The 21,115-nt window shown below is 64.6% G+C and carries 26 protein-coding genes; 17 read left to right on the top strand and 9 right to left on the bottom strand.

Features of this window, described 5'->3' with window-relative positions; all coding sequences use genetic code 11:
• Positions 1-15: 15 nt before the first annotated feature.
• Positions 16-2,235 carry a TonB-dependent siderophore receptor gene (locus WJU17_RS02645; RefSeq protein WP_346325795.1) on the bottom strand — a complete coding sequence of 740 codons (2,220 nt, stop codon included), beginning with the start codon at positions 2,233-2,235 and terminating at the stop codon, positions 16-18.
• 193 nt (positions 2,236-2,428) lie between these two features.
• Between WJU17_RS02645 and dinB the strand changes: the two genes are divergently transcribed.
• Positions 2,429-3,499 (top strand): DNA polymerase IV, encoded by a 1,071-nt coding sequence (gene dinB, locus WJU17_RS02640; RefSeq protein ID WP_346325794.1) that lies wholly within the window; start codon positions 2,429-2,431, stop codon positions 3,497-3,499.
• Positions 3,500-3,595: 96 nt separating this feature from the next.
• On the top strand, positions 3,596-4,978 hold the full coding sequence (locus WJU17_RS02635; protein ID WP_346325793.1) for an aromatic ring-hydroxylating dioxygenase subunit alpha: 1,383 nt from the start codon (positions 3,596-3,598) through the stop codon (positions 4,976-4,978).
• A gap of 74 nt (positions 4,979-5,052) precedes the next feature.
• Here WJU17_RS02635 and WJU17_RS02630 read toward each other — a convergent pair whose 3' ends face one another.
• Positions 5,053-5,406, bottom strand: a complete 354-nt coding sequence (locus tag WJU17_RS02630; protein WP_346325792.1) for a DUF6491 family protein — start codon at positions 5,404-5,406, stop codon at positions 5,053-5,055.
• 169 nt (positions 5,407-5,575) lie between these two features.
• Here WJU17_RS02630 and queC point away from each other — a divergent pair, with 169 nt between their 5' ends.
• Both queC and queE read left to right on the top strand, forming a co-directional pair.
• Positions 5,576-6,271, top strand: a complete 696-nt coding sequence (gene queC / locus WJU17_RS02625; protein ID WP_346325791.1) for a 7-cyano-7-deazaguanine synthase QueC — start codon at positions 5,576-5,578, stop codon at positions 6,269-6,271.
• Positions 6,268-6,906 (top strand): 7-carboxy-7-deazaguanine synthase, encoded by a 639-nt coding sequence (gene queE, locus WJU17_RS02620; RefSeq protein WP_346325790.1) that lies wholly within the window; start codon positions 6,268-6,270, stop codon positions 6,904-6,906. The genes queC and queE overlap by 4 nt, the downstream gene beginning before the upstream one ends.
• Positions 6,907-6,923: 17 nt before the next feature.
• Here queE and queF read toward each other — a convergent pair whose 3' ends face one another.
• Positions 6,924-7,388, bottom strand: coding sequence for a preQ(1) synthase (gene queF / locus WJU17_RS02615; RefSeq protein WP_346325789.1), 465 nt, complete (start codon positions 7,386-7,388; stop codon positions 6,924-6,926).
• Positions 7,389-7,402: 14 nt separating this feature from the next.
• Between queF and WJU17_RS02610 the strand changes: the two genes are divergently transcribed.
• The 5 genes from WJU17_RS02610 to WJU17_RS02590 are packed head-to-tail and all read left to right on the top strand — an operon-like array spanning position 7,403 to position 11,364.
• Entirely contained in the window at positions 7,403-7,837 is a 435-nt protein-coding gene (locus WJU17_RS02610) for a VOC family protein (RefSeq protein ID WP_346325788.1), read from the top strand.
• A gap of 58 nt (positions 7,838-7,895) precedes the next feature.
• Positions 7,896-8,900, top strand: a complete 1,005-nt coding sequence (locus WJU17_RS02605) for a cysteine synthase A (protein WP_346325787.1) — start codon at positions 7,896-7,898, stop codon at positions 8,898-8,900.
• Between the two features lie 2 nt (positions 8,901-8,902).
• Positions 8,903-9,748 carry a 3-mercaptopyruvate sulfurtransferase gene (gene sseA, locus WJU17_RS02600; protein WP_346325786.1) on the top strand — a complete coding sequence of 282 codons (846 nt, stop codon included), beginning with the start codon at positions 8,903-8,905 and terminating at the stop codon, positions 9,746-9,748.
• Positions 9,749-10,909: a cystathionine beta-lyase gene (gene metC / locus WJU17_RS02595; RefSeq protein WP_346325785.1), complete on the top strand. Its 1,161-nt coding sequence runs from the start codon at positions 9,749-9,751 to the stop codon at positions 10,907-10,909.
• A 5-nt stretch (positions 10,910-10,914) separates the two neighbouring features.
• Positions 10,915-11,364: a GNAT family N-acetyltransferase gene (locus WJU17_RS02590; RefSeq protein ID WP_346325784.1), complete on the top strand. Its 450-nt coding sequence runs from the start codon at positions 10,915-10,917 to the stop codon at positions 11,362-11,364.
• A gap of 10 nt (positions 11,365-11,374) precedes the next feature.
• Here WJU17_RS02590 and WJU17_RS02585 read toward each other — a convergent pair whose 3' ends face one another.
• From WJU17_RS02585 to WJU17_RS02575, 3 genes are all read right to left on the bottom strand, one after another.
• A complete protein-coding gene (locus WJU17_RS02585) occupies positions 11,375-12,223 on the bottom strand; it encodes a hypothetical protein (RefSeq protein WP_346325783.1) in 849 nt (282 codons plus the stop codon).
• A 120-nt stretch (positions 12,224-12,343) separates the two neighbouring features.
• A complete protein-coding gene (locus tag WJU17_RS02580; protein WP_346325782.1) occupies positions 12,344-12,718 on the bottom strand; it encodes a hypothetical protein in 375 nt (124 codons plus the stop codon).
• Positions 12,719-12,727: 9 nt separating this feature from the next.
• The gene (locus WJU17_RS02575) at positions 12,728-13,213 is read right to left on the bottom strand and encodes a transcriptional repressor (RefSeq protein WP_346325781.1); all 486 of its coding nucleotides are present in this window, start codon (positions 13,211-13,213) and stop codon (positions 12,728-12,730) included.
• Between the two features lie 97 nt (positions 13,214-13,310).
• Between WJU17_RS02575 and hisI the strand changes: the two genes are divergently transcribed.
• The 8 genes from hisI (at position 13,311) to WJU17_RS02535 (ending at position 19,655) form a co-directional block, all read left to right on the top strand.
• The gene (gene hisI / locus WJU17_RS02570) at positions 13,311-13,706 is read left to right on the top strand and encodes a phosphoribosyl-AMP cyclohydrolase (protein WP_346325780.1); all 396 of its coding nucleotides are present in this window, start codon (positions 13,311-13,313) and stop codon (positions 13,704-13,706) included.
• Between the two features lie 31 nt (positions 13,707-13,737).
• The gene (gene modB, locus WJU17_RS02565; protein ID WP_346325779.1) at positions 13,738-14,433 is read left to right on the top strand and encodes a molybdate ABC transporter permease subunit; all 696 of its coding nucleotides are present in this window, start codon (positions 13,738-13,740) and stop codon (positions 14,431-14,433) included.
• A complete protein-coding gene (gene modC, locus WJU17_RS02560; RefSeq protein ID WP_346325778.1) occupies positions 14,434-15,507 on the top strand; it encodes a molybdenum ABC transporter ATP-binding protein in 1,074 nt (357 codons plus the stop codon). It begins immediately after the preceding gene.
• Between the two features lie 114 nt (positions 15,508-15,621).
• On the top strand, positions 15,622-16,254 hold the full coding sequence (locus WJU17_RS02555; RefSeq protein WP_346325777.1) for a hypothetical protein: 633 nt from the start codon (positions 15,622-15,624) through the stop codon (positions 16,252-16,254).
• A gap of 167 nt (positions 16,255-16,421) precedes the next feature.
• Positions 16,422-16,820, top strand: coding sequence for a hypothetical protein (locus WJU17_RS02550; protein ID WP_346325776.1), 399 nt, complete (start codon positions 16,422-16,424; stop codon positions 16,818-16,820).
• A gap of 134 nt (positions 16,821-16,954) precedes the next feature.
• Entirely contained in the window at positions 16,955-17,362 is a 408-nt protein-coding gene (locus WJU17_RS02545) for a PaaI family thioesterase (RefSeq protein ID WP_346325775.1), read from the top strand.
• Positions 17,363-17,409: 47 nt separating this feature from the next.
• Positions 17,410-18,507 (top strand): SUMF1/EgtB/PvdO family nonheme iron enzyme, encoded by a 1,098-nt coding sequence (locus tag WJU17_RS02540; RefSeq protein ID WP_346325774.1) that lies wholly within the window; start codon positions 17,410-17,412, stop codon positions 18,505-18,507.
• Positions 18,508-18,509: 2 nt separating this feature from the next.
• The gene (locus WJU17_RS02535) at positions 18,510-19,655 is read left to right on the top strand and encodes a formylglycine-generating enzyme family protein (RefSeq protein WP_346325773.1); all 1,146 of its coding nucleotides are present in this window, start codon (positions 18,510-18,512) and stop codon (positions 19,653-19,655) included.
• 6 nt (positions 19,656-19,661) lie between these two features.
• Here WJU17_RS02535 and WJU17_RS02530 read toward each other — a convergent pair whose 3' ends face one another.
• The 3 genes from WJU17_RS02530 to WJU17_RS02520 are packed head-to-tail and all read right to left on the bottom strand — an operon-like array spanning position 19,662 to position 21,096.
• Positions 19,662-19,883, bottom strand: a complete 222-nt coding sequence (locus tag WJU17_RS02530) for an acetyl-CoA carboxylase biotin carboxyl carrier protein subunit (protein ID WP_346325772.1) — start codon at positions 19,881-19,883, stop codon at positions 19,662-19,664.
• 54 nt (positions 19,884-19,937) lie between these two features.
• Positions 19,938-20,558, bottom strand: coding sequence for a DUF938 domain-containing protein (locus WJU17_RS02525; protein WP_346325771.1), 621 nt, complete (start codon positions 20,556-20,558; stop codon positions 19,938-19,940).
• On the bottom strand, positions 20,551-21,096 hold the full coding sequence (locus tag WJU17_RS02520; protein WP_346325770.1) for a pyridoxamine 5'-phosphate oxidase family protein: 546 nt from the start codon (positions 21,094-21,096) through the stop codon (positions 20,551-20,553). The genes WJU17_RS02525 and WJU17_RS02520 overlap by 8 nt, the downstream gene beginning before the upstream one ends.
• Between the last annotated feature and the right edge of the window lie 19 nt (positions 21,097-21,115).

Here is a 21,115-nt window from a genome sequence, read left to right as displayed (position 1 = left end):
CCGGACAACCAGTTCCTACAACGAAAGGCCGAGCGACAGAACCGCCGAACGCCGCGCGCCGGGAATGCTCTGGGCGCTGGAGAACGACTGAACGTACTTCTTGTCGCCGATATTGTAGACGTTGAGGCGCAGTGCGACATTCTCGGTCAGCTGATAGGACGCGACCGCGTCGAACAGCCAGTAGTCTTCAGCCTCGATCACGATGTTGCCGGTCGCGCTCTGGCGGATATCGCTGAGGCGGGAGCCGACATACTGGACGCCGCCGCCCAGCACGAGTTCCGGAGTCACCTGCACCGTGCTCCAGGCGTTGAAGGAATGCTTCGGCGTGTTATCGAGCCGCGCACCCTGTTCGATCGGATTGTTGGACCTGGTGACCTTGCCGTCCAGATAGGTGTAGCCGGCGAAGATTTTCCAGTTCGCCGTCAGCGACCCTGCGGCGCCGAGTTCGACGCCCTCGACGCGCTGTTCGCCGTCCAGCACCACGGGCGGGTCGCCCGGATTGGCGCCCGGCGTGCGGGCGTTGGTCTTCTCGATCCGGAAGATGGCGCCGGTCAATTGCAGCTTGCCGTCCATCACATCCCATTTGGTGCCGATTTCGAAACTCTGGCTCCGCTCGGGATCGACGTTGAAGGTCGCGGGCGTGGTGGGCGGATTGTTGTTTCCGCCGGCCAGCTGGACGATCTCGAACCGTCCGGAGGTTTCGAACGAGGTGCCCCAGCCGAGGTAGATGCTGCCGTTGTCCGCCGGCTTGAAGACCAGCGACGCGTTACCGCTCCACTCGTTGTCCTTCTCGGTCAGATCGGTGACGAAGCCGGGCGCGATGCCGTTATCGTCGAAGCCCTGCGCACGAGTCTTCACATGGTCCCAGCGGACGCCGCCGTTGATCTGCCATTGGGGTGCCAGCTCGATGTTGTCGAAGACGTAAACCGAGGCCACGTCGCTCGTTACCTTCGCGCGGGTGCCATTGTAGGCGATAGGCGGGGCGGCCTGAAACACGGGGTTGAACAGGTTGGTCGCGGGGCCATTGACGTCCAGCCGGCGCTTGTTTTCGGCCTGCTGGGTCGACAGCTCGACGCCGGCCACGAAATTGTGGCGGATCGCGCCGGTATCGAAGCTCATTTTGAGATCGGTCTGGCTGACCAGGATCTGATCGACCTGATCGCGCGGCTTCTGGTTGCCCACGACCTGCGTGTTGGGGCCCAGGGTGGTCACGTTGCCGACGAAACGGGGCGCTGACAGGATGGCATCGTTATGGGTGCGCCCGTAACGCAGCTGGCTCTGGATGCGGATATCATCGTTGAAGTCATGCTCGACCTTGATCGTGCCCACATCCACCGAGACATCGCGATAGTCGGTCGAGTAGCCGTAGTAGTTGCGGAAATCGACCGGGGCGACCCTGCCTTCAAAACCCGATCCGAGCAGCGAGAAGTTACGGGCGTTCGGCAGGCCGTAATCGGGCTGCTCGTCCTGCTCCATGTGCAGGTAGCTCAGGGTCACGCGGGTATCCGTGCCGAGACCGAAGGCGAGAGACGGCGCGAAGCCCCAGCGCTCGCTGTTCACATAGCGGCGACCCGGTTCGTCGGCGTTGTGGTAGACGGCGTTCAGCCGGAGCGCGATGCCGCCCTCTTCGGACAGCACGAAGTTCGAATCCACCGATCCGCGATACTGGTCGCTGGTGCCGGCGCTGATCTCGCCATAGTGCCTGTCGGAGAGTTTCGGTGTCTTGCTGATCATGTTGATCGTGCCACCGGTATTGCCCCGGCCGGAGATGGCCGACGACGGACCTTTCGTGACTTCGATGGTCTCGATGTTGAACTGGTCGCGGAAGTAGTTGCCCACGTCCCGCATGCCGTCGCGAAGAATGTCGTCGCGGGCGGTGAAGCCGCGAATCTTGAGCGCATCACCCGAGGGCGGATTGCCCTCGCCGGCCTGAATGCTGATGCCCGTGACGTTGCGCAGGGCATCACGCAGGGTGTTGACGCCCTGCTCTTCCAGCAACAGTTCTGGCATGATTGTGACCGAGATGGGCGTATCGACGAGCGGCTGCACAAACTTGGGCGATGAGAGGGTCTTTGACTGGTAATCCTCGAACACGAACACGGTATCGTCCGCGGAAGCGAGCTCATATTCCCTCGACGGCTCCTGCTCAGCGCGGGCCTCGACGCCATCAAGCAGACAGATCGAGCCAAGCGCCCCAGCGGTCATGAGCATGCTCTTGCGCAGATTCAATTCCATTCGGTGAGTTTCCTTCTTTTGACCGGGTCGCCTTCTTGCGGTTGCGATTGATATGCATATGCCGAGAAAAGCGCAAGTGCGAAGCGGTTGCAGGCGGATCCGAGAACACCGCGAAGGCCCCCTTGCCATACAGGCAAAAGTTCCTAAAATGTTCCTCTCGGGGATTTGTGAAGGTGGACCGGCTGGGCGATAGATGACCCGCAAGATCATCCATATCGACATGGACGCCTTCTACGCGTCGGTGGAACAGCGCGACGACCCCGCGCTGCGCGGAAAGCCTGTCGCTGTCGGTGGATCGAGCCGCCGCGGCGTGGTGGCCGCCGCCAGTTACGAGGCACGGCGATTCGGAATCCATTCCGCCATGCCGTCCGTCACCGCGGCCCGCAAATGCGCCGAACTGGTTTTCGTTAAGCCTCGTTTCGATGTCTACAAGCAGGTGTCGCGGCAAATCCGCGCCATCTTTCACGACTACACGCCGCTGGTGGAGCCGCTCTCGCTGGACGAGGCCTATCTCGATGTCACGGACAACATCCGGCAGATGCCTTCCGCGACAACCATCGCGCTGGAAATCAGGGCGAGAATCCTCAAGGAGACGGGCCTGACCGCCTCGGCCGGGATCTCATACAACAAGTTCCTCGCCAAACTCGCCTCGGACCAGAACAAGCCAAACGGTCAGTTCGTCATCGCGCCGGGAAAGGGAGAGGAGTTCATCGCCGCCCTGCCCGTCGGCAAGTTCCACGGCGTCGGCCCGGCGACCGCCGCAAAGATGAACCGGCTGGGGATCTTCACAGGGGCCGATCTGAAAGAGCGATCCCCCTCGTTCCTCAACGCGCATTTCGGCAAGTCGGGGGGGTGGTATCACGCCATCGCGAGAGGCGAGGACGAACGCCGGGTCGTCTCGAACCGGCAACGGAAATCCATCGGGTCGGAAACCACCTTCTTCGACGATCTCGAGGCGCGCAGCGACATCGAGGCGAGTATCTCGGCCATCGCGGACGAGGTCGCCGCGCACTGCGAGAAGGCGTGCATCAGCGGGCGAACGGTGACGGTGAAGGTGAAATATGCCGACTTCCAGCAGATCACCCGCAGCCGCACCGTCACCGGCGCGATCCGGAACCGGCGGCAGCTTGAACCGGTCGCGCTCGATCTCATCGGCGGAATCTTTCCGCTCGGCAAGAAAATCAGGCTGCTGGGCGTCACGCTGTCCAACCTGGATGTCGAAGCACCCCATGCCGTGCGTCAGCTGGATCTCGGGCTGGGCTGACGTTCCGGGGCGTGACAAAGCCTCTCTTTTCCCACAGCTTGCATTTTCGCCGCTCACGCCGGAGAGTCGGCAGTCTGAACGATGGGGAGACCGCGGATGGGTTACGATCTACAGAAGGTGCCGGCACAAGCCCTGCCGCACACCACCTATCAGGAATATCTCGATGCGGACCGGCACGAGCCCGCGCGCAGCCTGCGCGAGGTGGGCAATGCCGATCTGGGCACCGCCGACGTGGACAAGCGGCGCTATATCGATCGCGCCTTCTACGAGAAGGAAAAGCAGGTCTGGGAGCATGTCTGGCAGGTCGCGTGCCGTGAGGAACACATTCCCGAAGTCGGCGACTTCCATGTCTACGACATCTGCGACCGTTCCTATCTGATCGTCCGCGTCGCCGAGAACGAGATCAAGGCCTATCCGAACGCCTGCCTGCACCGGGGCCGCAAGCTGCGCCTCGAATCGGGGCATGTGGAGAAGTTCCGCTGCCCGTTCCATGGGTTCACCTGGAATCTGGACGGCGCGATCGCGCATGTGCCCTGCGAGTGGGATTTCCCGCAGGTCAATAAGGACGAGTTTCACCTGCCCGAGGTGCATGTGGGCACATTCGCCGGCTGGGTGTTCATCAATCCCGATCCGGATCCCATGCCGCTGGAGCAGTTTCTCGATCCGATCTGGCGCCACTATCAGCCTTACGCCTGGGACCAGTCCTATCTGGGCGTCCACGCGGGCAAGGTGCTGAGAGGGAACTGGAAGATCATCCAGGAGGCCTTCATGGAGGCCTTCCATTCGCTGGACACGCACCCGCAGATTCTGGGCAGCGTCGATGATTTCGGTTGCCAATACGATGTCTGGGAAGGCAAGCCGCACGTCAACCGGATGATGGCGGCGTTCGCGGTTCCCAGTTCCTACGTGGTCGACCAGGTCAACGAGCAGGACGTGCTCGATGAATGGATGGGCCGCAAATGGGACGACGCGGACCGCATCGTGCTGCAGCCCGGCCAGACGGCGCGCCAGGTGACCGCCGATCTGAAGCGCCAGCAGACCGAGCAACAGCTGGGCTATGCCGTGCCGGAGCTGTCGGACGCCGAGCTGGTGGATGGCTGGTATTACGTCGTGTTCCCGAACTTCATGCTGTGGGGCGGCTATGGCCCGAACATGTGGTACCGGTTCCGCCCGTGGAACGACAGCCATGAGGAAACGCTGATGGAGGTGGGCTACATCATGCGCCACCCGAAGGATCAGCCGAAGCCGGCGCCCATGCCGATGATCATGCTGGACATCAACACCAAGTGGGACAGCGTCGAGGCGCTGGGTGGGCTTGGTTTCGTTCTGGATCAGGACACGACCAACATGGCCGCCGTCCATGACGGGCTGAAGGCATCGTTCAAGCCGGGTGTCACCCTCGCTTCCTATCAGGAAGTGCGCATCCGGCATTTTCACCAGACACTCGACAGGTACATGGCCGAGCTCGGCCTGGCCTGATCCTGGCACACGAAGGGCCGCTTCACCGTGAAGCGGCCCTCGCTCAGGTCTCGAACGGGTTGGCCGGGGGGAACTTAGCCGAGCCGCTCGAGACTCCTGATCTGGCATTTCTGGTCGCGCACCAGCACGGCGCCGAACTTGTCCAGCGATCCGCTGGGCGAGGTCACGAAACCGACGGTCTCGCTGTACGGCAGCGAAGAGCAGCGGTTCATGAAGGTGGCGCGGTATTTGTCACCGGACGTGGTCTCGATGATCATGGCGCCCGACCCTTCAGCCTTCCAATCGCGGATCGCGCCGAAATTGGCGAAGCTGATGCTGTCGGCCGGCGCAGCGTGAACCTGGTTCATGGCGGCGCCGATGCCGGCGACCACCGCGACCGCCATGACCGCGGCGATGACACGGGTGGCTACACTTGGCCTCTGTTGCATTTTCAGTCTCCCATCCCCGACGGTCGGCGTCCTTGCTTGGACGGGTATCGCGTGGGGAACATGACGCGGTTATAGGCTCGGGCGACTGAACCCGGCATTAACCCGATATTTAGGTGTGGTTCATCTTTGGGGACTGTCCCGGCGCGCCGGTTGGCGCTATCTAGGGACCATGAGCGACAGCCCACACGCAGTCATATTGCTGAGCGGCGGACTGGATTCCGCCACCGTTCTCGCCATGGCGAAGGCGGATGGTTTCATCTGCCATGCCATCTCGTTCCGGTACGGCCAGCGCCATGCCGTCGAACTTGAGGCCGCCGCGCGGATCGCCGCGCGGGAGAAAGTGGCCGAGCATGCCGTCGTCACCATCGATCTGCGCCAGTTCGGCGGATCGGCGCTGACGGCCGATATCGAGGTGCCCAAGGGCCGCAGCACCGACGACATGGCGCATGGCATTCCCATCACCTATGTCCCGGCGCGCAACACCATCTTCCTGTCCTATGCGCTGGCGCTGGCGGAAGTGCGCGGCGTGAAGGACATCTTCATCGGCGTCAACGCGCTGGATTACAGCGGCTATCCGGATTGCCGTCCCGACTTCATCGCGGCCTTCGAGCACATGGCCAATCTGGCGACGCGGGCGGGCGTGGAAAGCACGCGGCCGCTGCGCATCCACACGCCGCTGATGGACATGAACAAGGCCGCCATCATCCGCGCCGGCACGGCGCTGGGGGTGGATTACGGGCTGACGATCAGCTGCTACGATCCCCTGCCCGATGGCGCCTCCTGCGGCGGCTGCGACTCCTGCCTGCTGCGCAAGAAGGGCTTCGCCGAAGCCGGCGTGCCGGACCCGACGTGGTATGCGCCGTGAGCTACGCCGTCAAGGAGCTGTTCTACACGCTGCAGGGTGAAGGCGCGAACGCGGGCCGTCCGGCCGTGTTCTGCCGCTTCGCCGGCTGCAATCTCTGGTCGGGCCGCGAACAGGACCGGAGCACGGCGACCTGCAGCTTCTGCGACACGGATTTCGTGGGCACCGACGGTCCAGGCGGCGGCAAGTTCGCGGCGCCGGAGATGCTGGTCGAGGCGGCGCTGGACAAGCTGCCGCCGGGCGTGTCGCCGCGCGGGATGCTGGTGGTCTGCACCGGCGGTGAGCCGCTACTGCAGCTGGACGGGCCGCTGATCGACGCGTTCCATGCCGCGGGTTTTGAGATCGCGGTGGAAACGAACGGCACCATCGCGGCGCCGCCGGGACTGGACTGGATCTGCGTCAGCCCGAAGGCCGACGCGCCGCTGGTCCAGACGAGAGGCCAGGAACTGAAGCTGGTCTTTCCGCAGGACAGGGCGAGACCGGAGCGGTTCGAGGGGCTCGATTTCGAGCACTTCTTCCTGCAGCCGATGGACGGGCCGGATCAGTCGGCCAACATCGTGGCGGCGACCGACTATTGCCTGCGCCATCCGCGCTGGCATCTGTCGCTGCAGACGCACAAGCTGATCGGCATTCCCTGAACGAAGGCGAGCGTCCCCTAGCCGCGCCCGCGATAGGTCGGCACGCCCTGGTCGGGCAGCCAGAGGCCGGCGGGCGGCGCGCCGGTCTGGTAGAAGACGTCGATGGGGATGCCGCCGCGCGGGTACCAATAGCCGCCGATGCGCAGCCAGACCGGTTCGGTCGCCTCGACGATGCGCCGGGCGATCGACACCGTGCAGGCTTCGTGGAACGCGCCGTGATTGCGGAAGCTGGCGAGAAACAGCTTCAGCGACTTGGATTCGACGATGGTATCGGCCGGCACGTAATCGATGACCAGATGGGCGAAGTCCGGCTGGCCCGTGACCGGGCACAGCGAGGTGAACTCGGGCGCGGTGAAACGGATCAGATAGTCGGTACCCGCGTGCGGGTTCGGCACGACTTCGAGGACCGCCTCGTCCGGCGAGGCCGGCAGGGCCGACTGGTGGCCAAGCTGGCCGAGCGACGTATATGTTTCTTCAGACATGGGGAGACCTTTCGATGCGCCCTTCATTAACCCATATCGCCCTGCATTGCGAAGACCTGGACGCGTCCATCGCCTTCTACCGGGACTATTGCGGCCTGCATATCAGTCACGACCGCGCCGATGGCCATGGCCGCGTGGTCTGGATGGCCGAACCCGGCAAGGAGCATGTGTTCGTCCTCGTGATGATTTCGGGCGGCAAGACGCGTCCGCAGCCGGACGGCGATTTCAGTCATCTGGGGTTTGCCCTCGAGAGCCGCGCGCAGGTGGATGCGATCGCGGCCCGCGCCGAGGCCGACGGCATCCTGATCTGGCCGACACGGGAAGAAGCGTATCCGGTCGGCTATTATTGCGGTGTCCGCTCGCCCGAAGGGCATGCGGTGGAGTTCAGCTTCGACCAGCCGCTCGGGCCGGGCGCGGGTGAATCCATGCTGGCGCATGCGGACGCTTGAACGGTCATCGGCGTGTCTCTAAGTTGTCTGTTTCCTGGAAACTGAACCGACCGCAAGCATGAATGTCCGCCGCGACTTCGTCGAAACCATCGGCAATACACCGCTCATCCGCCTGAACCGCGTTTCCGACGCGACGGGCTGCGAGATTCTCGGCAAGGCCGAGTTCCTCAATCCGGGCGGCTCGGTGAAGGACCGCGCGGCCTGGGGCATCATCAAGGATGCGGAGGAAAAGGGATTGCTGCGGCCGGGCGGGGTCATCGTCGAGGGCACCGCGGGCAATACGGGCATCGGGCTGGCGCTGGTCGGCAACGCGCGCGGCTACAAGTCCGTGATCGTGATCCCGGAGACACAGAGCCAGGAGAAGATGGACATGCTGCGCCTGTGCGGCGCGGATCTGCGGCTTGTCCCGGCGGTGCCCTACAAGGACCCGAACAATTACGTGAAGGTGTCGGGGCGGCTGGCCGAGGAAATCGCCGCCGAGAATCCCAATGGCGCGATCTGGGCCAACCAGTTCGACAACCAGGCCAATCGCCGCGCCCATTATGAAACCACCGGTCCGGAAATCTGGGCCCAGACCGACGGCACGGTCGACGGCTTCATCTGCGCCGTCGGCACCGGCGGCACGTTGGCGGGCATCGGCATGTTCCTGAAGGAGCGCAACGCCGACATCAAGATCGGCCTCGCCGATCCGATGGGCGCCGCCCTCTTCGAATACTACGCTCATGGCGAGCTGAAGGCCGAAGGCAGCTCCATCACCGAAGGCATCGGCCAGGGCCGCATCACCGCCAATCTGGACGGCGCGCCGGTCGATTTCCCGTTCCAGATCCCCGACGAGGAAGCCCTGCCGATCATTTTCGATCTGCTCGAGTTCGAGGGGCTTTGCCTGGGCGGATCGAGCGGAATCAATGTCGCCGGCGCCGTCCGCCTGGCGCGCGAACTTGGGCCTGGGCACACCATCGTGACCATCCTGTGCGACTACGGCACGCGCTATCAAAGCAAACTGTTCAACCCGACATTCCTGCATGAAAAGGGCCTTCCGGTGCCCCATTGGCTGGAGGCATAAGCATGATCGACAAAAGCGAAGCAATCGTATCCACCGACTGGCTCCTCCAGCACATCGAACAGCCCGATCTGCGCGTGGTCGATGCCAGCTGGTACATGCCCGACCAGGGCCGCAACCCTCGCGCGGACTATGCCAACGAGCACATTCCGGGCGCCGTCTTCTTCGACATCGACGAAGTGTGCGATCTCGACAATCCGCTGCCGCACATGCTGCCGCCGCCGGAGAAATTCGCCAGCCGCATGCGCAAGCTGGGTCTGGGCGACGGCAACCGGATCGTCATCTATGACGGCTCGGGCCTGTTCAGCGCCGCCCGTGTCTGGTGGATGTTCCGCGTCTTCGGCCATGAGGACGTGTCCGTGCTGGATGGCGGCCTGCCGAAATGGAAAGCCGAGGGCAAGCCGCTGGCCGATCTGCCGGAAATGTCCCGTGAGCGCCACTTCACCGCCCGCGTCAACGGCACGCTGATCCGTGAAGCGGACCAGATCCGCGCCCATCTCGGTAACGGCAAAGAGCAGATTCTGGATGCCCGCAGTCCCTCGCGCTTCAACGCGCAGGAGCCGGAGCCGCGTCCAGGCGTGCGCGGCGGGCATATTCCGGGCAGCAGGAACGTGCATTACCGGACGCTGCTGAACGAGGATGGCACGCTGCTTTCGCCAGACGCCCTGCGCCAGACGTTCCTCGCCGCTGGTGTCGACCTGAACAAGCCGGTCGTCACCTCGTGCGGCTCGGGCATCACGGCGGCGATCCTGGCGCTCGGCCTTCATGTTCTCGGACATCGCCAGGTGTCGGTCTATGACGGCTCCTGGGCGGAATGGGGCAGCCGCGCCGACCTGCCCGTCGACGCCTGAATGAAGCGGGACACTCGGATCGTCCATAGCGGCCGGGGCGGCAAGCATGCCCCCGGCATGATCAACGTCCCGGTCTACCACGCCTCGACCATCGTCTTCGACACGGTCGCCGAATTCCGCCAGGCCGTCGCCAAGCGGAACGAGCAGGTGTTGTATTATGGCCGTCGCGGCACGCCGACCCAGTGGTCGCTGGCAGACGCGCTCACCGAACTGGAAGGCGGCGCGGGGACGGTGCTTTACGATTCCGGCCTCTCCGCCATCACCGGCGCGATCCTCGCCTTCATCGAGACCGGCGACCATATCCTGATGCCGGACAGCGTGTACGAACCGACGCGGTCGTTCTGCGACATGGTGCTGCGCAGGCTCGGTGTCGAGACGACCTATTACGATCCCATGGCAGGCGCCGGGATCGCCGACCTGCTGCGCGCGAACACCCGGCTGGTGTTCACGGAATCGCCCGGGTCGCTGACCTTCGAGATACAGGACTTGCCCGCCATCGCGGCGGCGGCGCATGCGCGCGGGGCCCTGGTGCTGAACGACAACACCTGCGCCTCGCCCCTCACCTACCGGCCGCTGGATCACGGCGCGGATGTAGTCATCTATTCGCTGACGAAGTATGTGGTCGGCCATTCCGACGCGATGATGGGCGCCGCCATCGCCAACGAAGCGACCCTGGAGCGCCTGCGCCGCGCCGGTTATCTTTATGGTCACTCCGTGTCGCCCGACGATGCCTATCTTGCCTTGCGGGGCCTTCGCACGCTGGCGACGCGGCTGGAGCGTCAGGCCGAGACAGCGCTGACGCTGGCGCACTGGTTCAAGCAGCGGGAGGAAGTGGACCGGGTACTGCATCCGGCCCTGCCCGATTGTCCCGGCCACGACATCTGGAAGCGGGATTTCACCGGATCGACCAGCCTGTTCAGCATCGTCCTCAAAAACGACAGTGACGCGGCCATGGCAGCCATGCTTGATGGGTACGAGCATTTCGCCATCGGCTTCTCCTATGGTGGATATGAGAGCCTGGTCCTGCCGTCCAATCCCTCGGGCGTGCGGACGGCGACATCATGGAGCGGACCGCTGATCCGGTTCCACGCCGGCCTTGAGGCGGCGGCCGATCTGGTCGAGGATCTCGAAAAAGGGTTCGAGCGATTTAACGCAGCGTGAGGACAATGCAGACCATCACCATCGAAGATCCCGACCAGCCTGAAATTCACGAGATGTTCGATGCGGCGGCGGCGCTGTACGCCGAACTGTATCCGGACGAACCAAGTTCGCTCTCGACCGTGGCCGATCTGTCGGCGCCGGGCACGGTCTTCTGGGTGGTACGGCAGGACGGCGCGGCGATCGGCTGCGGCGCGCTGACGTCGCATGGCGACTGGGCGGAAATCAAGCAGATGTACGTGGCCGCGTCATCACGCGGAAAGAACGTCGGCGCGCTCATTCTCGAGACGATCGAGGATTATGCGAAAGCTCAGGGGGTGGCGGTGCTGCGTCTCGATACGGCGCACAAGCAGGCGGCGGCGGTCAGCCTGTACCGCTCGCGCGGCTATCAGCCACGTGGTCCGTTCGGCGACCATTCGGCGGATGAGATCAGCCTGTTCATGGAAAAGCGCCTCTGAGCGCCTCGCCTTACTGGATCGTCTGACCTTCGGGCCATACCATCGACTGCATCAGCGCGGCGACGCTGTTGCGCATGCTCTCGGCATTGGTGGTTGGGTAGCTGGCATTGAACCGCACATGGGTGTCCGGCGACAGGCGGAACACGTGCACGGTGGTGAACATCTGCTCGCCATTCTCGCGCACCGAGAAGACTCCCATGCGGCCTTCGAGCCGGCGATCCTTCTCCACCACGGTGATCGGCGCCGAGGTGATCTCGCGAGCGTCCGGATGGTGGTCCGAGATCTGCTGGCGCGCCCAGGCGAAGTGATCCTCGAGCGTCCGCCCAGGATTGACGGTGAAATAGACCGTCACGGCCGAGGCCTGGTGCTCCGTGCCTTCGCTGTCGTCATCTTCCGACGCATAGGTGATCGACGCTTCCTCGCCGTCATCATCATAGCTTTGCAACTGAGATTCGACCAATCCGGCCACCGCGCCGGGCAGCACGGCGCCGGACGCCTTGTGCACGATGGCGTTCGGCGCGAGTCCGCGAGCCCAGGCGAGTCGTTCCCGCTGCTGGGCCATCGCGCCCATCTGTCGGTTGACCTCCTGCGCCTGGTCGTTGTCGCCGAGCACCGTCGCGGCCTCGAAGCGCAGCGCCAGCGCGGCCATCTGGGCCTGCCAGGGGCCGCCGCTCTTCTGGATGTTGTCGAAGGCGGCCGCGGCATTGTCGGCGGCTTCCTTGGTCTTGCCGCTCATCAACTGGATTCGCGCCAGATAAAGCAGTGCCGCGCCGCGCTGTTCGGTGCTGAGTTCACCGGCGAGCGCGGCCTCGAACGCTTTGCCGGCCTGTTCGAACTGTTCCTCTTCGAGCAACGCCATGCCCGGCGCCAAGGGGCTCTCGGGCTGCTGGGCATGCGGAGTTGCCGCGACCGTCAGGAAAAAAAGGGCGGCACCCAGCCACGAAAACGCAAGCCGGATACCGGCGCGACGCACCGGCGCTTACCGGAAACGCTGGCAGGGATACGAGTTGCCCCCACGCGCCAGCGCATTGAGCTGTCCCATGTTGCTGTCGGCGTAATCGGCGCTGCAGCTACGGAACCTGGAGTCCATGTTGTCGCCGAGATAGCGGCCGCCATTGTCCATCCGGCCGAACCGGTTGTAGCTCAACCGGTCATCACCATAACGCTGGTTGCCCCCGGAGGCGCTGAACTGGAGGCCGCCCTCGGGCTGCGGGTTGGCCTGCTGATTGAACGCCTGGCTCTGGGTGAACCCCATGCCGGCATCCTGCATCTGGCTGGGCGTGATCACCTGAAACGCCTGCGCGGCTCCGAGGGGGAGCAACGCGAGGACGGCGGCAACAGCGAACTTGTACATGGTAGCCTCCTAGCTGCCTCTACAATTAGCACAGTACCCCACGAGTTCAACGGTCTGGCTGCGCACATCGAACCCCAGCGCTCCGCCTTTCCGCCGCAACGCCTCGCGGATGTCTCCATCGTCCAGTTCGGTCACGTCGCCGCAATCGCGACAGATCAGGAACTGGCCGGAATGAGACTGCTCCGGATGATTGCACCCCAGATAGGCGTTCATGCTCTCGATCCGGTGGACAAGACCGTGTTCCAGAAGGAAATCGAGCGCCCTGTAGACGGTCGGTGGCGCCGCCTTGCGTTTGCCGTCGTCCATCTGTCCCAGAATATCATAGGCACCGATCGGACGGTGCGAGGACCACACCAGTTCGAGCACGCGTCGGCGCAACGGGGTCAGACGCGCGCCGCGCTCGTCGCACAGCGTTTCGGCCGTTTCCAGCGCCTCGTCGACGCAGACGGAATGGTTGTGATGCGTGACCTGCGGAGCAGCGACCGGTCCGTTCATGGGCCTCCTCGATACGCTCTGGTTTGATACATAGTATCATACTAGATAATCCCGCGAACAACGCAGAGAAGCCCGCACGGGCGTGAAAGGATCCTCGATGACCGCGCTGGCCGCCGATGCGCTCGCCCTGGTGAAGTTCGACGACAATGGCCTGGTGCCCGCCATCGCCCAACAGCACGACACCGGAGAAGTGCTGATGATGGCATGGATGAACGCCGACGCGGTGCGCGCGACGCTGGAGCGAGGCGAAGTCCATTACTGGTCGCGCTCGCGCCGCTCGCTCTGGCACAAGGGCGGCACGTCCGGCCAGATCCAGCGTCTGATCGATTTCCGTGTGGACTGCGATGGCGACACCGTCCTCGTGCTGGTGGAGCAGACCGGCGTCGCCTGCCATACCGGTCGCCGGAGCTGCTTCTACCGCGCGGTCCGTCCGGACGGGATCACCGTCACCGAACCGGTGCTCGTGTCACCCGAGTCGCTCTACGGCGGATGACGCGCCGCGCGGGACCGGATAAGTTCGGTCCATGGTCCAGCTGAGCCCGTTCGAGACGGAAGCCCTATTGCTGTCGCTGAAGGTGGCGGCAGCCGCCGTCTCCTGCTCGCTCCCCTTCGCCATCGCCCTCGCCTGGCTGCTGGCCAGGAAGGAATTTCCGGGCAAGTCGGTCGTCAACGCCCTCGTCCACCTGCCGCTGGTGGTCCCGCCCGTGGTGATCGGATACCTGCTGCTGGTCACGCTGGGCCGGCGCGGCGTCATCGGCTCCTGGCTCGACGAAACACTGGGAATCGTCATCGCCTTCACCTGGGTGGCGGCCGCCGTCGCGTCGGCCGTGATGGCCTTTCCGCTGATGGTGCGGGCCATTCGCCTGTCCATCGAGGCGGTCGACACCCGACTGGAGTCGGTGGCGCGGACACTGGGGGCGTCGTGGCTCCGGGTCCTCCTCACCATCACGCTGCCGCTGACCCTGCCGGGCATCGTCGCCGGGGCCGCGCTCGCCTTCGCCCGGTGCCTGGGCGAGTTCGGCGCGACGATCACCTTCGCGTCCAACATTCCGGGCATCACCCAGACCTTGCCGCTGGCGCTCTATACTGCGATCAATACGCCGGGCGGCGAGGACGGCGCCATGCGCCTCGTCGTCATTTCAATCGTCCTCGCCTTCGTCGCGCTGGGCATTTCCGAGCTGATGGCGCGCCGTGTCACCAAGCTCGTCACGGGCGTCTAGATGGCGCTGGTCGTCGATGTGAAGCTTCGGCGCGGCGACGTCGGCATCGGGGCGGCCTTCCGCGCGGAGTCGGGGATCACGGTCATCGCCGGGCCGTCCGGCGCGGGAAAGACCTCGGTCGTCTCCGCCCTCGCCGGCCTGCTGAGGCCGACCTCCGGCAGGATCGAGGTGGATGGCGCCGTGCTGTTCGACTCCGCCACCGGAATCGACCTGCCACCCTCGGCGCGGCGGATCGGCTATGTCCTGCAGGATCCGCTGCTCTTTCCCCACCTCAGCGTCCGGCGCAATCTGACCTATTCGCGCCGCCGCGGCGCGCTGACGCTCGAGGAGGTCGCCGACATCCTCGGCATCGGCCACCTGTTCGAGCGCAGGCCGGCAAGCCTCTCCGGCGGCGAGCGGCAGCGGGTCGCGATCGGCAGGGCGCTGCTGTCGTCGCCATCCATGTTGCTGATGGACGAACCCCTCGCCAGCCTGGACGCGGGCCGCAGGGCCGAACTCCTGCCCTTCATCGAGACGCTTCGGGAACGGCTGAGGCTGCCGATCGTCTATGTCACCCACAACTGGTCCGAAATCATCCGCCTCGCCGACACGCTCGTGATCATGCGGAACGGCCACGTCGCGACCAGCGGACCGCTTCAATCGATGCTGACCTCGACGGATCCAGACGTCGCCGCGCTGGTGCCGGAAGGCTCGGTGATCGACGGCGTGCCGGCGCGTCATGCCGTCGATGGCCTCAATCGGATCGACACGCCCGCCGGCCCGTTGTTCGTGCCGCAGCCGCCTTCGCAACCGGCCACGCGGGTCAGGCTGTTCATCGACGCCTACGACGTCACCATCGCGCTGCGCCGCCCGGAAGGTCTGAGCGTCCAGAACGTGCTCGAGGCAATCCTCGTCAGTCTGGAGCCGCGCGGCGAGTCCCACCTGGACCTCCGGCTCGCTCTCGCGGGGGATCAACTCATCCGCGCCCGGATCACCCGGCATGCCGGGCAGACGCTGAACCTGCGGCCCGGGATGACGGTGTTCGCCCTGGTCAAGTCGGTCGCCTTCGAGCGCCGCCTGCAATGGCAGGGTTAGGCGCACACCAGGATACTACACACAAAATCTGTTCATCTCGCGTACAGTATCGGCGCGGCACATTCGCTCCCGACGATGGCCAAATTGTCGAATCGGATCTTGGGAGTAGAGCAGATGACCAGGCTCACGAAAATTCCGATGATCGCGGTGTTTTCCGCCGTCATCGCTGCTTTCGGGGTTTCAACAGAGGCCTTCGCCGACCGCGGGGATGACCGGGGCCGCCATTACCGATCGGATAATGGCCGGCATCAGGGCCACGGCCAGTATCATCGCCGCGGCATTGAACGTCACGATCATCACCGTCAGAACCACCGCGCCCATCGCGACTACAGGGGCGACCGCAAGCACTATGCGACGCCGCATCGCGGCTATGATCACGACCGGCGCTATCATGGCAACCGGTCGGCCTACAATCACCACCGGCGCGACTGGGACCGCCATCGGTACAGCCATCATCGGGGCTATCACGGCCGTCATGCCGGACACCGGTACGACTATCACCGCCACTACCGCGACCGGCATTACTATCACGCCAACCGGCATCACTATCGCAGCTGGCGGCCGTACTATGGACCGGTTTGGGGCGGATACCGCCATGCCTATTGGCGTGACCGCGGCTGTCACCCGGTGACGCGCTACTGGACCTGGGACGGCCGGCCCGCGCTGGTCGGCGGCGTCCAGTGCTACAATCCGCGCGGCGTCGGCTTCGTCGTCTCGGACAGCTACTTCCTGCTGAACTATTACTGATCAGCGTGACCAGGATCGCCGAAAGATACCGGCGATCCTGCCGCGGGGCTGCTTTTTCACCGAGAGACTTGCCCCGAGCCCGGCAAAGTTTAATTCTGGTGTTCAGTATTCGTTCATTCACCTGTCCCTAGTCTGGGGTCACTGATGAGATTGGCGTGGAGATTGCCATGACGAAGTTCCGGAAGTTGGCCTTGCTGGCCGTTGCTGCAGCCGTCACGGCGGCGAGTGTTCCCACCTATGCTCAGGCCGGGTGGCGCGGGCATCATCATCACTATCATCATCGCGGCGGCGGTTCTTGGGTTCCCTTCGCCCTGGTTGGTGGTCTGGCCGCAGGGGCGCTGATCGCGTCGTCGGCGAACAGCCGCGACCGTTACGACCGCACCTATTATGCTCCGCCTCCGCAGCCCGCCAACTATGCCACCCGTCCGTGCCACGTGGTTCACCGGCTTGAGGACGTGGAGGGCTATACCGTGAAGATGGCTGCCACCATGTGCTACGACTCCATGGGAACCGCGTACATCGTGCAGGGCAGCCAGCACCCGGTCGACGAGGCCTACGACTACTGATCACGTCCCATGGGCGTATGTCACGGCCGGCGGGATCCCGCCGGCCGTTTCGATTCGCGTGTACGGATTCCCGTTTCGTGAGGCCGCGAACCTCTTTATGAACGGGCTTCCGCCCACCATGTCGAGCGTTCCCGATGAGCATTCCCGCAGGCTTTTCCCCACTTCGTTTCCGCAGCACCCATCTGAACCATGTCGGCCCCTTCTACGAGTCCGTGCGCGACGGTCGTGCGATCATCGGCCTGCCACTCGAGGAAAAGCACATGAATCTGCGCGCCATGGCCCATGGCGGGATCATCTCAACCATGGCGGATGTGGCCCTCAGCTTCGGCCTGGTGGTCTCGGACGAGACACTGGAGGCCGTTTCGACCGTCAGTCTGACGACGGACTTCATCGGCGCCGCCAAGCTGGGCACCTGGCTGGAGGGAGCCGGCATCATCGACCGCATGGGCGGCGGCCTGGCTTTTACCCATGGCACCATCACGGCGGATGGCGCGCTGGTCGCGACCATGAGCGGCGTTTTCAAATTGTATCGCGCGCGTTGACCCCCGCGCGCGTTCCTTTCGGACCAATTTGAGCTAAGCTCGGCACCGTGAGAGAACCCATTACACCGCGAGGCCGCTACGAGGCGGTCGGAAAAGAAGGCAAGCTGGCCGCCGTGATCAGCGGCGTGCTAGCGGTCGTCGTCGTGATCGGCGTCCTGATCACCTTGTTCATCTTTTCGCGCGACACGCCCGAGGCCCCTCCAGAGCCCCAAAAGGTCCAGACGCTCCCCGCCCAACCGACGGCGGATGCGGCCACTGGCAGCGAAGCGGTGACCGCCTTCAAGGATTGCCCCAACTGTCCCATGCTGGTCACCATTCCCGCCGGTGCCTTCACCATGGGATTGCGGCAGGAGGAAATTCTCGCCGACAACGTGCCGTTGATGCAGCAGCAGAGCGAGGCCCCCGTTCACGGCGTCACCATCAAGCATGCCTTCGCCCTCGGACAGACCGAGGTAACCCGGGCGCAGTTCGAGGCTTTCGTCAACGAGACCGGACATCAGGCGCTGGGCTGTGTGGTGCACGATGGGAACTCCTGGGTCTCGGACCGGTCGAAGAGCTGGCGGGATCCCGGTTTCGAGCAGGAGGAAGACCACCCCGTGGTGTGCGTCAACCACGCCGATGCGACGGCATTCGCGGAGTGGATGTCGCGGCGGACCGGCAAGCGCTACAGGCTTCCTTCGGAGACCGAGTGGGAGTACGTGGCCCGCGCCGGACTGGACGGCGCCCACCCTTGGGGTGACAAGCCCGCCCTCGCCTGCGCGCACGGCAACGTCGCCGACCGCAGCCATGCCGCCCGCTTCTCCAGCAAGACTGCCCTCATGTTCTTTCCTTGCCAGACGGGATACGTCTACACCGCGCCGGTCGCCCATTATCAGGCCAACCCGATGGGCGTATTCGACCTTTACGGCAATGTCCGGGAGATCGTGGCCGATTGCTGGACTCCCAGCTACTGGGGCAAGGAGCTGGGGTCGGCGGCACGCACGGTGGACGCCTGCGAGACCATGGTCGCTCGGGGCGGCGGCTGGTTCGACGCGCCGCCGAACGTACGTCCCGCGCGCCGGTTCAGGGAGGACCTGGGACAACGCCGCGCCGATCAGGGCTTTCGGATCGCCAGGGATGTGCCGCTGGCCGGCACTGGCCAGTAATCATGGCCGAAAAGAAAAAGGGTCGCGTCTACTACTACCGGATGCGAACGCCCGAGAAACGTCTCGAGGCCAACGTCAAGATCGCGGCCATGGTCGCCGTGGCTGTCGTCGTCGGTCTGATCGCCGCGTTCGCACTAGCCTTTTTCTTCGGCGCACAGCCCGAGGATGTGCCTGTCGTCAGCGCGCCTCCCGCCGAGTTGCCCCAAGACGCGCCACCGGTCCTCGCGCTACCTGAGGCGCCAGTCGAGCGCCTGGAGCCTCCACCACCGGGAGGCGGTCCGGCCATGCGGCGCGACTGCGCCGATTGTCCGCCTCTGGTGGTCGTTCCCGCCGGCAGCTTCTCGATGGGCGTCCGCGCTGACGAGGCCGGCGGCAGCGGCGTCTCGCCCTCCATGATCGCGTCGGAATCACCGGCCCACGGCGTTACATTCCAGAAGCCGTTCGCTCTTCAGCAGACGGAAGTCACCCGGCGTCAGTTCGAGGCCTTCGTCAAGGACAGTGGCCACCAGGCTGCCGGCTGCACCGTCTTCAATGGCACGGACTGGGTCTTCGACCTGGGCAAGAGCTGGCGCGATCCCGGCTTCTATCAGGACGAAGACCATCCGGTGGTTTGCGTCAGCCGCACGGACGCGCAAGCCTATGTCGACTGGCTGTCGGAGAAGGCTGGCGTGGCCTACAGACTCCCCTCGGAAAGCGAATGGGAATATGCCGCGCGGGCGCGCGTGACGGGCGCCTATGTCTGGGGAAATGACATGACGGCCGCGTGCACCCACGCCAATGTGGCCGGGAGCACCTTCATGTCGCGATACAAGGGGCGGCCCACCTCGATGATCTTCGCCTGCGACGCGCGGCATGCCGAGACCTCGCCCGTGGCCCAGTACAAGGTCAACGCCTTCGGCCTTTACGACATGTATGGCAATGTGCGGGAGCTCACCGCCGACTGCTGGAACAATGGGTACCGGGATGTCGCGCAGGATGGCGCGGCGCGCATGACCGGTGATTGCGGGGCGGCGGTCAGCCGAGGGGGCGGCTGGTTCGATCCGCCGGTCAATCTGCGCACGACGCGGCGCCTGCGCGCTGACGCGGGCGAAAGACGCGCCGATCAGGGCTTCCGGGTCGCCCGAGACCTGGATGAGCCGGGTTTCTGAGAGACCTCAACCGTCGATGACGGCGACCTCGTCACCTTCGGAAATCGTATCTCCGACCTGCACCAGGATCTCGACGATCGTGCCGCCGGCGGGACTGGATACGGGGATTTCCATCTTCATGGACTCCAGAATGAGGATCGCGTCGTCCTCGGCGACAGTGTCGCCCGGATTGGCCTCGATAGACACGACCTTGCCCGGAATCTCGGATTCGACTCGGATGACGGCCATCTCTTCCTCCCTGATGCGGTCCCCGCCTCATTTCTAAAGGCGTGGGCCGACAAGTCAATCGGCCACGCCGCGCTTGCGGAAAACGAGCGACAGGTTGCCCGCCGGCATGTCGATGCGGTGGGCGAGATCGAAGCCGGCCCGGTCCGCCTCGGCCACCACCGCTTCCACATCCCTTACCCCGAAGGACGGATCGCGGGCCTTCAGCCATTCGTCGAACGCCGGGTCGTTCGGGCTGCGCCACGCGCCGTTCTCGCGATAGGGACCATAGAGGAACAGCACACCGCCCGGAGGCAGCCGGTCGCCGGCGCCGCGTATCAGCGCCTCGCAGGCCGCCCAGGGCGCGATGTGGATCATGTTGATGTTGACGATGGCGGACAGCGTCCCCGGAACGTCCGGCCATGGCGCGTCGCGGACATCGAGCGCGAGCGGCGCCAGCAGATTTGCCGCGGGGAACGCCGCCGACCACGCGGCGATACTCTCGCGCGAGCCCGCATCAGGTTCGCTCGGCTGCCAGAGACGCGGCGCCAACGCGGGCGCGAAGAACACAGCGTGCTGTCCGGTACCGCTGGAAACTTCCAGCACCGTGCCGTCAGGCGGGAGGACGCGGCGGAGCACGTCCAGGATCGGTTCGCGGTTGCGCTCGGTCGCCGGCGCGTGCTGGCGGGCGTCACTCATCGAAAATTCCCGTTGGCAGTCCGTCGATGCTGCGCGTGTTCTTGCGTGCCCAGTATGCGCGAAGTTCCTCCTCGGTCTTGGTCTCCGCCCACTTCACCAGGGTGGGACGTTCACGAACCAGTTCATACTGCGGCACCGAATAGCCGCAGGAGGTCTGGGCCTGGTCCACGTCGATCAGCATGATCTGCCGGGTGCCAGGGATGTCGGGGAACAATGCCAGCAGCCCGTCGAACTCGGCCGCGCCCGGCCGGACACTCCTGCCGGTGCCGAATATGCGCACGATCTTCGCGGTTCCGGTGAAGCTGCACCACATGATGGTGATGCGTCCATTGTCCCTGAGATGCGCCGCCGTTTCATTGCCGCTTCCGGTCAGGTCGAGATACGCGACGGTGCTGTCGTCGATTACCCGGAACGTGTCCATTCCCTTGGGCGAAAGATTGACTCGGCCCTCGCCCGGGGCGGTGGCGACGAAGAACATGTCCTGGGCGGCGATGAACTTCTTCAGCGCCTCGTCAAGTGCGGGATAAAACTGCGCCACGGACACACTCCTCGAACTG

The sequence above is a fragment of the Iodidimonas sp. SYSU 1G8 genome (assembly GCF_039655775.1).
Classification (GTDB): domain Bacteria; phylum Pseudomonadota; class Alphaproteobacteria; order SMXS01; family SMXS01; genus RI-34.
This window is presented reverse-complemented; position numbering and strand designations above follow the sequence as displayed.

Excerpts from the sequence above, each read along its gene's own strand:
- WJU17_RS02645 (WP_346325795.1), bottom strand. The coding sequence starts at position 2,235 with ATGGAATTGAATCTGCGCAAGAGCATGCTCATGACCGCTGGGGCGCTT.
- dinB (WP_346325794.1), top strand. The coding sequence starts at position 2,429 with ATGACCCGCAAGATCATCCATATCGACATGGACGCCTTCTACGCGTCG.
- WJU17_RS02635 (WP_346325793.1), top strand. The coding sequence starts at position 3,596 with ATGGGTTACGATCTACAGAAGGTGCCGGCACAAGCCCTGCCGCACACC.
- WJU17_RS02630 (WP_346325792.1), bottom strand. The coding sequence starts at position 5,406 with ATGCAACAGAGGCCAAGTGTAGCCACCCGTGTCATCGCCGCGGTCATG.
- queC (WP_346325791.1), top strand. The coding sequence starts at position 5,576 with ATGAGCGACAGCCCACACGCAGTCATATTGCTGAGCGGCGGACTGGAT.
- queF (WP_346325789.1), bottom strand. The coding sequence starts at position 7,388 with ATGTCTGAAGAAACATATACGTCGCTCGGCCAGCTTGGCCACCAGTCG.
- WJU17_RS02610 (WP_346325788.1), top strand. The coding sequence starts at position 7,403 with ATGCGCCCTTCATTAACCCATATCGCCCTGCATTGCGAAGACCTGGAC.
- WJU17_RS02605 (WP_346325787.1), top strand. The coding sequence starts at position 7,896 with ATGAATGTCCGCCGCGACTTCGTCGAAACCATCGGCAATACACCGCTC.
- sseA (WP_346325786.1), top strand. The coding sequence starts at position 8,903 with ATGATCGACAAAAGCGAAGCAATCGTATCCACCGACTGGCTCCTCCAG.
- metC (WP_346325785.1), top strand. The coding sequence starts at position 9,749 with ATGAAGCGGGACACTCGGATCGTCCATAGCGGCCGGGGCGGCAAGCAT.
- WJU17_RS02590 (WP_346325784.1), top strand. The coding sequence starts at position 10,915 with ATGCAGACCATCACCATCGAAGATCCCGACCAGCCTGAAATTCACGAG.
- WJU17_RS02585 (WP_346325783.1), bottom strand. The coding sequence starts at position 12,223 with ATGGCGTTGCTCGAAGAGGAACAGTTCGAACAGGCCGGCAAAGCGTTC.
- WJU17_RS02580 (WP_346325782.1), bottom strand. The coding sequence starts at position 12,718 with ATGTACAAGTTCGCTGTTGCCGCCGTCCTCGCGTTGCTCCCCCTCGGA.
- WJU17_RS02575 (WP_346325781.1), bottom strand. The coding sequence starts at position 13,213 with ATGAACGGACCGGTCGCTGCTCCGCAGGTCACGCATCACAACCATTCC.
- hisI (WP_346325780.1), top strand. The coding sequence starts at position 13,311 with ATGACCGCGCTGGCCGCCGATGCGCTCGCCCTGGTGAAGTTCGACGAC.
- modB (WP_346325779.1), top strand. The coding sequence starts at position 13,738 with ATGGTCCAGCTGAGCCCGTTCGAGACGGAAGCCCTATTGCTGTCGCTG.
- modC (WP_346325778.1), top strand. The coding sequence starts at position 14,434 with ATGGCGCTGGTCGTCGATGTGAAGCTTCGGCGCGGCGACGTCGGCATC.
- WJU17_RS02555 (WP_346325777.1), top strand. The coding sequence starts at position 15,622 with ATGACCAGGCTCACGAAAATTCCGATGATCGCGGTGTTTTCCGCCGTC.
- WJU17_RS02550 (WP_346325776.1), top strand. The coding sequence starts at position 16,422 with ATGACGAAGTTCCGGAAGTTGGCCTTGCTGGCCGTTGCTGCAGCCGTC.
- WJU17_RS02545 (WP_346325775.1), top strand. The coding sequence starts at position 16,955 with ATGAGCATTCCCGCAGGCTTTTCCCCACTTCGTTTCCGCAGCACCCAT.
- WJU17_RS02535 (WP_346325773.1), top strand. The coding sequence starts at position 18,510 with ATGGCCGAAAAGAAAAAGGGTCGCGTCTACTACTACCGGATGCGAACG.
- WJU17_RS02530 (WP_346325772.1), bottom strand. The coding sequence starts at position 19,883 with ATGGCCGTCATCCGAGTCGAATCCGAGATTCCGGGCAAGGTCGTGTCT.
- WJU17_RS02525 (WP_346325771.1), bottom strand. The coding sequence starts at position 20,558 with ATGAGTGACGCCCGCCAGCACGCGCCGGCGACCGAGCGCAACCGCGAA.